Source organism: Fibrobacter sp., assembly GCF_045601785.1.
In the GTDB taxonomy this organism is placed as follows: Bacteria; Fibrobacterota; Fibrobacteria; order Fibrobacterales; family Fibrobacteraceae; genus Fibrobacter.
The window spans coordinates 61,914-73,232 of sequence record NZ_JAZSAF010000081.1 but is presented as its reverse complement, the minus strand read 5'-3'; the positions used below and the strand labels follow the sequence as shown (position 1 = coordinate 73,232).

The window sequence follows — 11,319 nt, the reverse complement described above, 5'->3', positions numbered from 1 at the left end:
GACAGCGAGCAGGGGCCAGTACTCGAGACCGCCACCCTGCAAGGAGAAATGTCCGACTTCCAATGGGACGGCGGACATTCCGGAATGATTCTCCCCGAGGGCCATACCGAGAAACTCGAATGGCTCTGGTGCGACTTTTTGGTTTATCCCTGCTCATAAAGAGCCCCTATAAGATCTACTTTTGAATATACCTTATTTTATGCGGGTTCGCAAGCGGTTTGACGCTGAAAAAATCAGAAAAATTGGATAGATTCTTGACTTTTGGGCCATTTTTTTATTGTGAAAAAATCAATGGTATTGGATTGTTGGGTGGTTGACGAATGGCTTAAGGGTGTATAAATTTAGGGTATGGTGTATGGGTAAAGCGAGGAAAAATGAAATTCGGGATTGGCAAGGCTTCTGTCGTAACGACTGCGGCAATACTTACTTTAGCTTATTCGGCCTTTGCGGCCGACTGGTACGCGAAGGAGACGCGCTGGGCGGGGCATGACCCGGACATCATCCGTTACGAGGACGGCTATGCGCTCGCGACGACGGACAACCACATGCTCATGCAGTTCTCCGAGGATGCGCTGAACTGGAAGAACGGCGAGCCCGCCATGCCGGAATTTTCAAAGTGGCTTTACGACTACGCCCCGAACATGATTGACATCTGGGCGCCGGATATCCATTACATTGGCGGGGAATACCGCATGTACTATTGCGGTTCCGAGATGGGCATTCGCTCGTCGGGCATGGGCTTCATGGCGAGCAAGGAAATCGACCCGACAAAACCCGGCTACGGGTGGACGGACATGGGCGAGGTGATTCACACGGTCAAGAGCGACGCCTACAACGCGATTGACGCGGCAGTGCTGAAGGACAACGATGGCAAGGTCTGGATGGCGTTCGGTTCGTGGGGCACGGGCATCCACATTCTGGAACTGAACGAAGAAACAGGCAAGGTGAAGGACGGAGCCAAGATGCAGAACATCGCGAACCGCGGCGGTTCGGGCATCGAGGGCGCAAGCCTCATCGAGCACGACGGTTACTACTACCTGTTTACGGCGTGGGACAACTGCTGCAAGAAGGGTGCCGACCTCGAGAACAATTCCTACAAGACGACGGTCGGGCGCTCCAACCGCATTGACGGCGGGTACGTGGACCGCAGTGGCAAGGCTCTATTGAATGGTGGCGGCACGATTCTGCTGAGCCGTTACGGGCGCTACTACGGGCCCGCGGGCGGCGAGGCGTTCCAGGACGTGAACCGCCAGCGTTTCGTGAACCATTACTACGACAAGAACGACGGCGGAAATTCTTACATACAAGTTCGCGATATCGTCTACACCGACGACGGTTGGCCGGAACTGGGGCAGCCGTTCCTCGGGCGTTACCTGAGCGCAGAGGCGGAACATGGCGCCTTGACGCATGTGGATATTTCGAGCAGTTCCGATGCATCGAACGGGGAATTTTGCGCCTACATCAACTACGAAGACAGCAAGATTCGCTTGCCGATGATTATCCCGCAGGCGGGCGAGTACCTGATTCGCTACCGCTACGATAACAACTGGACCGATGATGGCGCGAACGGCAGCTCGCACTTCGTGAGCATCAACGGCAAGAACCAGGAAGTGCAACTGCCGCTGACGGGCGCATGGAGCGCATTCCCCGAGAAGTCGGTGGTGTACATCCCCGCGAAACTCAAGCGCGGCTCGAACTTCATCGAGATTACGAAGGGCAAGCATTATGCGGAACTGGACCGTCTCGACTTCTTGCGCATCATCCGCGATACGATTCCCGCGAACGGTTTCGATAACGGCATCCGCGTGCGTTTGACGGACAAGGACGAGTTCGCCATCAAGGACGGCGGCTACGCGATTTTCGAGAACGTGATTACGGATTCCATCGTGGGCCCGGGCGTGCTTGTGCAGGTGAAGAACGGAGCCGGCGGTACGCTCTCGCTGCGTAAGGAAAGCAAGAAGGGCGACGTGATTTCGAAATGCGAACTACCCTCGGCGGGTGACGCGAGCAAGTGGATTGACGTGCGCTGCTCCAACCTGCCGGAACTCAAGGGCGTGCAGGACTTCTACCTGACCGCAGAAGGTCTTGGCGGCGAGACGCTCGTAGGCAACATCAAGTTCGACGAAGGCGTGAAGGATACGACGACTGCAATCCGTAAATTCGCGCGTCCGGCCGTATCCCGCGACGATATGCGGCTGCCTGCTCAAAACAAAAAATACCGCGACCTCAAGGGGCGGCGGTATGATAAGCAAATCCCGTATAGGGTGATGTTCTAGCTTTCGCTGGATTCTTTTGCTTCGGCGTTTTCGGTTGCGGCTGCCTTTGCTGCGTCAGCGGCGTTGGCTGCTTCCTTAGACGCGTCGTCCTTGTCCTTGTCGCGGATGGAGGCGCGACGGATTTTCCCGCTGATGGTCTTCGGCAGTTCAGACACGAAGTCGATGATGCGCGGACTCTTGTAGGAGGCCGCCACGTTCTTTGCGAACAACTGGATTTCCTTGGCAAGTTCCTTGGATGCTTCGTAGCCCTTCTGAAGCACCACAGTCGCCTTCACGGCCTGGCCGCGGGACTTGTCTTCGACGCCTGTAACTGCCACTTCAAGCACGGCGGGGTGCTTGTGGAGCACTTCTTCCACTTCGAAAGGGCTGATGCGGTAGCCGGAACTCTTGATCAGGTCGTCGGTGCGGCCCACAAACCAGAAGTAGCCATCCTTGTCGCGGGTGGCGGTATCGCCGGTGTGGTAGACGCCGCCTTCGAAGACTTTCTCGGTGCGTTCCGCGTCGCGGTAGTAGCCGCCGAACATGCCGAAGGGCTTGCCTTCGTCAATCTTGATGATGATTTCGCCGACTTCGTCGGGACCGCAGCTCTTGCCATCGGCGTCCACGATGTCCATGCGGTAACCGGGGGAGGGCTTGCCCATGGAACCGGGGCGGGACTCCATCCATTCGAAGTTTCCGGTGGTGAGCGTGAGTTCCGTTTGGCCGTAGCCTTCGTGGAGCTTGAGCCCCGTCTTTTCGAAGAACTTCTTGTAGATGTCCAGGTTCAGCGCTTCGCCGGCGGTAGTGCAGTACACGAGACTTGAAAGGTCGTACTTTTCGACGCCGTGCTGCAGGATGTAGCGATAGACGGTTGGTGGCGCGCAGAAGGTGGTCACCTTGTATTGCTGCATTTTTTCGAGCAGCTTGCCCGGAATGAACACGTTCATGTCGTAGGTGAAAACGGCGGATCCTGCAATCCACTGGCCGTAAATTTTGCCCCAGAGCGCCTTGGCCCAGCCCGTCTCGGCGACAGTCAGGTGGCGGCCGCCGTCGACCACGTTCTGCCAGTACTTGGCGGTCACGATGTGTCCGAGCGGGTAGCTGAAGGTGTGAGCCACCATTTTCGGGTTGCTGCTGGTGCCACTCGTAAAGTAGACGATCATGATGTCGTCGTTGTGGGTGGCATCTTCGCCGTTCGGTCGTTCAAATTCGCGCGGGCATATTTCGTATTCGTCGTAGAAGTTAATCCAGCCTTGGCGTGACTGTCCAATCGTCACGAGCTTTTCGACGATGTGCGTGTGTTCGCAGGCGGTTTCAATTTCTTTCTGGAGTGCGGGGTCATCGTAGGAGATGACCATCTTGATGTCGGCCGCCTTGAAACGGTATTCCAAGTCCTCGGCGGCGAGCATGTTGGTTGCCGGAATGGCGATTGCACCTATGCGGTGGAGCGCCAAAAGGAAAAACCAGAATTCGTAGCGGCGGCGCAGAATGAGCATCACGCGGTCGCCCTTCTTGACGCCTTGGCCCTTCAGGAAGTTTGCGGTACGCTGCGAGGCAATCGAAAGGTCCTTGAAGGTGAAAATGTGGTTCTCGTCGTTGTCGTCGCACCACACTAAGGCTTCGCGTCTGGGTTCGGTCTTGGCATATTCATCAACAACATCGTAGGCAAAGTTGAAATCTTCAGGGATGGTCAGCTTAAAATTATTGTATAGGTCCTCGTATGAGGAGTATTCGGTACGTTCTAGGAATCTGCTCAGTATCATCGTGTGTCTCCCGTGGTACTACAAATCACCGTACATAATCTTTTCGCGCTTGGCAGACGCGAATTTAACGAGTGAAAGCAGGTTCTCTTCGCCCATGGCTTGCATGTCGCCGGCGTGGAACACCAAGCGCGGAGTGCCGCGGTAGAGCAGCAGAGCAAGTCTTGAGAATACCTGCATGATCCCGAGTAGAGGCTTCGGAATAATGGAGAACGTCAAAATCTGTGAGAAGGCCTGCTTGACGCGTCCACCGACTTTGCGGTAGATGTAGAACATGTCTTCGTAGAAGTTGAATTGTTCGAGCACCTGCTTCTTGAGGTGCTTGTTGTCGAGCCAGACGGGGGCGATGAAGCCTGCCGGGCGTCCAAAACCATGAGCCTTCCAGAGCGCGATGCTGCGGTCCAGGAGCATTTGGGAAAGCTTCTTGTTAAGTCCCGCGAATTCGGCTCCGTTGTGTGAAATCGAAAGAGCGAACTTGCCTATGGGGTTGCGCTTGATGAATAGGTCGGCATTATGGCGAACCCCGTGCAGAAGGATTTCGTAGCCTTCCTGCACGAACTTGCCTATTTCTTCGCGGAACACGTCCGCTTCAGATTCGGGGACGCCCCCGATGGACGGCACCACCGCAATCGAGATGGGGGACCCCGCGACGGCGGCAATTTTCCGAATTTCTTCGGCAGACTTCTTGCAGTTCTTCACATTAAAATTATGGTAGCACAGCAGATATTTTTTCTTCTTGTGCAGAATGGCTTCAGCGGCGCGGATGTCAGCGATGTCTTTGTTGATTTCCATAGGAGTAACCTGTCTTGGAATGTTTTACATCGGTATATTTAGCAAATTACGCCGCACGGGGCGTAACAAACTAGAACTGGAAGTAGATGAACGGGCAGGAATCTGCGCTCATGAACTGGTAAATCACGAAGATGATGAATGCCGTGCTGATAACCATCAGGGGAATCGGCTGCGAGGCAAACGCGATGCGGTAACGCATCTTGACCTTCTTCGGCACCCAGTGAATGAGCATGCCCGCGATGAACACCAGGATGATGTTCATGTGCTCCCAGGCGATGGTAGGAATGGTATCGAGTTTCCAGGCGGTTCCCATCTGCTGCACCATGTTCTTTGCCGTGTTCCAGGCGACCTCGTTCGCTTCGGCGGGGTCCAGGTTCGAGCCTGCGCGGAAGAAGAGACGCGTGAAGGTGATGAACACGAAGGTGAGCGAAACGTTCCAGGCGACATAGAGCCAGTGGAAGGTCTTTTCGCTGAACAGGCGGAACAGGAGCACGGAGTAGACGCCTACAAACAGAACCCCGAAATAGGCCGCCGTGATGGCGAAAATGGCGGTGTGCGTCTGCTTGAAGATGATGGCGCTTGTGGCGAACAGCACGAAAGCGGCGCTTGCGCGGAAGGTCAGGCTGCGCTTGCACCAGATCTTGTTGAACACCTGGCCAAAGCCGTTGAGGCCGCCCCAGATGATAAAGTTCCAGCTGGCACCGTGCCACCAGCCTCCCACGATCTGCGTTGCCATGGCGTTCATGTTGGTGGTGATGAACTTGCGGGAGTCCGGCTTGAAGTAGGCGTAGATGGAAATGTAGAGGAATAGTGCGATGAGAGCGACGGCAACCCAGATGCTACCCGAAAGCATGATGGCGACGAGGCTCAAGAAGCCCATCCAGAAGAATGTCCCGATGGACGCTCCGCGGTTACCACCCAGCGGAATGTACAGGTAGTCGCGCCACCAGCTCGAAAGGCTGATGTGCCAGCGGCGCCAGAATTCGGTGGGGCTGAGCGCCTTGTAGGGGCTGTTGAAGTTCTGCGGCAGGCGGAAACCCATCAGGAGTGCGACACCGATGGCGATGTCGGTGTAGCCCGAGAAGTCGGCATACACCTGCAGTGAGTAGGCGAACAGTGCAATCAGGTTTTCAAATCCGGTAAACAGAAGGGGGGTGTCGAAGACGCGGTCCACAAAGTTCGTGGCCAGGTAGTCGCTCAAGATGATTTTCTTTGCAAGTCCGTTCAGCACCCAGAAGACGGCGACACCGAATGTGCGGCGCGGCAGGAAGTACTTCTTGTACAGCTGCGGTACAAACTTGTCGGCGCGGACAATCGGGCCAGCCACTAGCTGCGGGAAGAAGGACAGATAGAATCCGAAATCCAGGATGTTCTTGACTGCCGAAATTTTACCACGGTAGATGTCGATGCAGTAGCTCATCGCCTGGAAGGTAAAGAACGAGATGCCCACAGGCAAAATGATGGTGTCTACCAGCGAGTGCGTGCCGAACATCTTGTTGCTTGCCGCCGCGAAGAAGTTGTAGACGTGCAACTCGATTCCGGTAAAGTCGTAAAGGGCGTCCAGGAAGAAGTAGGAGTACTTGTAGTAGCACAGGACAAGCAAGTCTATGATGACCACGACGATCATCAGGAACTTCTTTTTCCAATGGGACTCCGCCTTTTCAATCCACTTGCCGATGAAGAAGTTTGCAATGACGCAGAAGATAAGGATGCAGACATAGCTTCCGCTCGTCTTGTAGTAGAAGAAAAGGCTCGTCGCGAACAGGAAGGCGTTGCGGAGCGCGATGCGGCTCTTGATCAGCGTAAGGAATGCAAATACGACGGCGAAGAATCCCCAGAAGTAGAACTGCGTAAACAGTAGCGGGCTATTCGCGTCGAACGAGAACGTTCTTGTTAAATAAGGAATCAGGTAGTCGAGCATTATTTATCACCTCTCGTTTGGGCAGGGAGGTTCGCGATGTGTTCCTGGTAGCTTTGGATGATCGCCTTGTAGAACAGGTCGCCGAGCAGATTGTAGCCTGCGAGCTTGAAGTGCACCTTGTCGGCCTTGGCGAGATCCGCCTTTTCCCATTTGGCCATGGAGCCTAGGCCACCCATGATGCTGAACTTGTCCCAGACGCCTGCGCCATGTTTTTCGGCGAGCGAGAAGAACGCCTTGCGAGCGATGTCTCCGTTCGGGTGCTGCACATAGCGTTTTCTCTTGACCTTACGGTACATGTCGTTGTTGGTTTCGAAAATAATCGCTGCGTTCGGGTTTACTTTTTTGATTCGGGCGATGAGTCTGTCGTAATCGTCCTTGAACTGCTTGTCGTTGAAGTGCTGCACATTCGCATCGTTGATGCCGATGGCAAAGATCACCAGGTCGGGCTTGTAGTAGGCGAGTTCCTTTTCGAACAAGGGACAGACTTCTTCGAAGTAGTCGTGGACTTTCGCTCCGTTGATGCCCACGCCCGTGTAGGTGATACCCGGGGCGTCGTTTTCGGTGAGGATTCCGGTGAGTGTGAAGCGCGGACGAGCATTCTGCTTGACGGAATCGGGAACGGCTATGGTGTCGGGGATGCAGTGCTCTTCGGCGACATTGGTCGAGTCAAGTTCACCTTCGGCGTAATTGACTGTGGGTTTCTTGGCCATGTCGGCGCAGCGGCGCGAACCGCTCTTTGCCTTGGCTTCTTCGCGCATAAGGCATGCAGTGTCCATCACATCGCATTCGCCCTGGAACATGGAATCGCGGGCGACTTCGGGAAAGGCCACGTTGTTTGGAATCTTTGCGGTGGCTTCGGCAGGGGAGGGAGACTTGGCCGTGTCTCCGTTAGCTTTTTTCAGAGAGTCCTCGACGGCACGGGCGATAGAATCCTGCAACAGCGAGTCCGTGATGAACTGCGCTACAGAAGCCTGCTTCAGGGAATCCTGCCAGCGAAATGCTATCTGGATGGTATCTATCGGGCGCGGACTCGTAAACACGTAGCTCTGGCTTGTGGTGTCAAGAACGCCGTAGATGTCGGTGGAATCAACGCGCAATACCGGGACGACATCGCCTGCATCGCTGTAGCCAAAGAGCCTAAGCTTTGTCTCGCCCCAGATGGGTTCCGAATTGTACTTGTCGAGCAGCAGCGAAATTTCTGCGCGCGGGTCCGATGTGCTGACGGCGATGCCAAGGAGCCCGAGCGGCTTTTTGATTTCGCGCTGCACATTCTTGTTCATGTCCCAGATGCCTCTGTAATAGCTGGCGTAACTGGACGGCGTGTTGGTGCGTGCAGCGGAGTAAGGGAACACGAAGCCGCGGCCGGCAGAAGCTCCCGGATATTCTTTGATGAAGTGCTCGCGGATACGGCCCGAAATGACATCGGCTTGCAGGTGTGAACCGCCGATGTGCAGTATGCGGACTTGTCCGCGGTTTTCAAAGACCAGCGTGTCCATCTTGTTGAAGAATGCCGTGAAGGCGGCATTCCCCTTGGGGTATTGGATGACGTTCTGGGTCGTGTCAATAAAGTCGTAGCGGGAGAGGTCGAGCGTGTAGCTGCCGGGAGTGAGTGTCAGTTCCTTGGCGAAAATCGTTGCAATAAGCGCGATGCAGAAGAAGAAAACTCGTTTCATTGCTTGGCCTCCGGACGAGCCGTATCGGCACTAGCCGTATCAGCGCTGGCATGCGTCGTGTCGATTGCCTTCGCGCTGTCCTTTTCGCTTTCCTTCCACTCGTGGATGTCCTTCAGCTTTTCGTCGCTGATGTTGTGACGGTCACGGAACTTGAAGTAGTCGTAGTGCATGCGAAGTGCCGCACAGAACAGGTCTCCCATGTAGGCGGCCCCGCGGCGCGTAAAGTGAATATGGTCGGTGAAGCCCAGGGCGGGTTCCTTGTTCACCCACTTGATCATCGAGCCGTTTCCGCCCATCACGCGGTGCATGTCCCAGTAGGCGGCCCCGTTGTCGAGAGCCACTTCGCGCAGTGCCCTGATGGTCATGTTGAGTCCCGCGTAGGTCTGCCACTGTCCGTCTTTTTGGCGGGCCATGTCGGCAGGACCGATGAACAGGATGTCTGCGTCGGGATTCGCCTTCTGGATGGCCTGGATCTGCCTGGTAATCAGTTTCTTGGTCCAGTCAATGTTTCCGGAGTTTGTGCCAGGGACAAGGTTTCCGCCGTACTCCATGATGATGAGCCTTGCATTCATCGCCTTGTAGGATTCGGCAAGGAGCTCGGGGTCGATGCGGTGGAAGATTGTGCCCGAAGAGCCGCGCATGGCGACGTTGTCGACCGCGACGCCATAAGCGCCATCAGCAGAAATGGCGTAGATTTCGCCGTTTCCGGACAGATACATCTTGGCAATGGATGTCGTGTCCTTGAGTTTCCAGGTGTAGACCTTGAGCTTGTTGAATGTCTCAACGGTCGGTTCGCCGGCATCCACCACCTTGGTGGTGCGTTTTTCCTTCGGATTACCCTCTTCGTCTTCGCCGACGATTTCGACGAAGGTCTGGTTCACGTTGAGCTTTGCCTTGATGCGAGCTCCCTTATTGGTCAAAAGCTTAACAGTGCTGTAGCCACCAACATGGCTAAAGGTGTTCTTGCGCTGTTCCTTGCGCTTCTGGATGGTGATGGACGCTTCGCCTTCAAGCTTTGCAAACTGGGCGAGCGGTCCGTAGCGGCTGTGGTCTGCTTCCTCTTCCTTGGGGCCAAACAGAATATAGCGCGAAAGGGCTCCGCTGTTGGAATGGCTTGTGGTTTGCGAAGGTACTGTCATAATGGCAGGCATCATGCCTGGGCCTGCACCGCCGAACTCGTCCTGCAGGTCCTCGCGGATCGTTGCCGATATTCGGTCCTCTTCGAGCTGCGAATCACCATAGTGAATGATATGGACTACGTTGGAGTCGAGCGAAGCGAGTTCCAGGTGCAAGAAGAATCGGTCGAACCACGTGGGGTCGTTGTTCGGCAGGTCGAAGCGGGTCTTGCCTTTTTTGAAAAAGTCTTCGTAGAACTTGAGCGAGTCGCTGTAGGCGGCAAATTCCTTGCGCTTGGTCGCTTCCATCATTTCGCGGATGGCTTCTTCGGGGTCGACCTGCTGAATGGAATCGGCCAGCGAATCGCCCGATGCCTGCGGGGCCTTCTCGAAGATGTCGGTGAGTTTCGGGTAACGGAGCGTGTATTCTCCGATGTGGATGCCGCCTTCAGGGTAGATGACGGCAACGATACCGAGAACGACGAACAGGTTGATGATGGAAAGGAGGACTTTTAAGGGGGACATCATAGACGTTCAATGATCGCTGCTGCGTTTCCGACGAACATTTCGCCGGTGCGCATGTCCTTGTATTCGAATTCACCTTCGGCGGCCTTGGAACCGTCTACGTATACGACGATTTTTGCACCCTGGTAGTTGGCCTGGTCGAGCTGCTTGCCCATCTTCATGGGGGCGAGCGGGTGGGAAACCTTGCTTCCGTCTGCTCGGAACACTTGTGCGGTTTCGAACACCTTCTTCATGTCGTTTGTAAAGCTTGCGATGTAGAAGTCGACGCTTTGCTTCGGGCTCGGGAGCAAGTTGTGTTCGGCGAGCAAGTCTGCCAAAACCACGTCGCCCATGCCAAAGCCGACTCCGGGGATGCGTTCGCCGCCGAGCTTTTCGGTGAGGCTGTCGTAGCGGCCACCGCCAGCGATAGCACGCATGGATTTGCCCTTGTCGAATACTTCGAACACGATGCCGGTGTAGTAGGCGAGGCCACGAACAATGCTGAGGTCCAGGTTCACGCATTCGCCGTAGCCTGCAGCGGTAAGCGTTGCGAACAGGTCTTCGATTTCGGCGAGGGCGGCAGTCGCGTTTTCGCTATGCACCTTGGTCTTGACTTCTTCGATGCTCTTGCAGCTCATGAAGTCGTCGAGCTTTTTCACCTGGTCTTCGCTGAGACCTGCATCGGCCAGAGCCTTGGCAAACGCTTCGGGTCCGATTTTCAAGCGGCGGTCAAGCACCGGGTACACCAGCGAGGGATTCGGTGCACCGATTTCTTCGAGGTAGGTGGCGAGCAATTTGCGGCTAGAGACGCCAATCGCAAATTCTCCGTCCTTGAGACCGAACTTGCGGAGCATGGTAGCAATGGCTGCCATCAGGTCGGCTTCGGCGTAAATGCTTTCGGTACCGATAATATCCATGTTCAGTTGGAAGAATTCGCGGAGGCGGCCTTTCTGAGCCTTTTCGTAACGGAAAAGGCGCGGCATAGAGAACCACTTGAAAGGCTTCTTGAGTTCGCGGGCCTTCTGGATCACGAGGCGGGCGAGCGTCGGTGTCATTTCGGGGCGGAGTGCGATTTCGCGGTCGCCCTTGTCTTTAAAATTGTAAAGCTGGCTTACGATTTCTTCGCCGGACTTGCCTGTATAAAGCTCCAGATGTTCAAACATCGGGCCTTCGTATTCTTCGTAGGCAAAAGATTCGGCGACGCTACGCCAAGTGTCAAAAATGTAGTTCTGGATGCGCTCGGCTTCCGGGTAAAAATCGCGTGTGCCCTTAGGCAACTGAGGAATAGAAATGCTCATA

The 11,319-nt window shown here is 55.2% G+C and carries 7 protein-coding genes; 1 reads left to right on the top strand and 6 read right to left on the bottom strand.

Features of this window, described 5'->3' with window-relative positions; genetic code table 11:
• Positions 1 to 374 precede the first annotated feature (374 nt).
• Entirely contained in the window at positions 375 to 2,276 is a 1,902-nt protein-coding gene (locus ACKI61_RS12820; protein ID WP_407458070.1) for a family 43 glycosylhydrolase, read from the top strand.
• Here ACKI61_RS12820 and ACKI61_RS12815 read toward each other — a convergent pair.
• From ACKI61_RS12815 to hisS, 6 genes are all read right to left on the bottom strand, one after another.
• Complete coding sequence (locus tag ACKI61_RS12815; protein ID WP_407458069.1) at positions 2,273 to 4,018, bottom strand: AMP-binding protein; 1,746 nt, start codon at positions 4,016 to 4,018, stop codon at positions 2,273 to 2,275. The genes ACKI61_RS12820 and ACKI61_RS12815 overlap by 4 nt on opposite strands.
• An 18-nt stretch (positions 4,019 to 4,036) precedes the next feature.
• Positions 4,037 to 4,807, bottom strand: coding sequence for a DUF2334 domain-containing protein (locus ACKI61_RS12810; RefSeq protein ID WP_407458068.1), 771 nt, complete (start codon positions 4,805 to 4,807; stop codon positions 4,037 to 4,039).
• 70 nt (positions 4,808 to 4,877) lie between these two features.
• Entirely contained in the window at positions 4,878 to 6,728 is a 1,851-nt protein-coding gene (locus ACKI61_RS12805) for an MBOAT family O-acyltransferase (protein WP_407458067.1), read from the bottom strand.
• Positions 6,728 to 8,401, bottom strand: coding sequence for a GDSL-type esterase/lipase family protein (locus ACKI61_RS12800; RefSeq protein WP_407458066.1), 1,674 nt, complete (start codon positions 8,399 to 8,401; stop codon positions 6,728 to 6,730). The genes ACKI61_RS12805 and ACKI61_RS12800 overlap by 1 nt, the downstream gene beginning before the upstream one ends.
• Complete coding sequence (locus tag ACKI61_RS12795; RefSeq protein ID WP_407458065.1) at positions 8,398 to 10,044, bottom strand: GDSL-type esterase/lipase family protein; 1,647 nt, start codon at positions 10,042 to 10,044, stop codon at positions 8,398 to 8,400. The genes ACKI61_RS12800 and ACKI61_RS12795 overlap by 4 nt, the downstream gene beginning before the upstream one ends.
• On the bottom strand, positions 10,041 to 11,318 hold the full coding sequence (gene hisS, locus ACKI61_RS12790; protein ID WP_407458064.1) for a histidine--tRNA ligase: 1,278 nt from the start codon (positions 11,316 to 11,318) through the stop codon (positions 10,041 to 10,043). Before hisS ends, ACKI61_RS12795 begins: the two co-directional genes overlap by 4 nt.
• Position 11,319 lies beyond the last annotated feature (1 nt).

Bases quoted from the DNA above. Each gene is read 5' to 3' on its own strand.
- ACKI61_RS12820 (WP_407458070.1), top strand. From the start codon at position 375: ATGAAATTCGGGATTGGCAAGGCTTCTGTCGTAACGACTGCGGCAATA.
- ACKI61_RS12815 (WP_407458069.1), bottom strand. From the start codon at position 4,018: ATGATACTGAGCAGATTCCTAGAACGTACCGAATACTCCTCATACGAG.
- ACKI61_RS12810 (WP_407458068.1), bottom strand. From the start codon at position 4,807: ATGGAAATCAACAAAGACATCGCTGACATCCGCGCCGCTGAAGCCATT.
- ACKI61_RS12805 (WP_407458067.1), bottom strand. From the start codon at position 6,728: ATGCTCGACTACCTGATTCCTTATTTAACAAGAACGTTCTCGTTCGAC.
- ACKI61_RS12800 (WP_407458066.1), bottom strand. From the start codon at position 8,401: ATGAAACGAGTTTTCTTCTTCTGCATCGCGCTTATTGCAACGATTTTC.
- ACKI61_RS12795 (WP_407458065.1), bottom strand. From the start codon at position 10,044: ATGATGTCCCCCTTAAAAGTCCTCCTTTCCATCATCAACCTGTTCGTC.
- hisS (WP_407458064.1), bottom strand. From the start codon at position 11,318: ATGAGCATTTCTATTCCTCAGTTGCCTAAGGGCACACGCGATTTTTAC.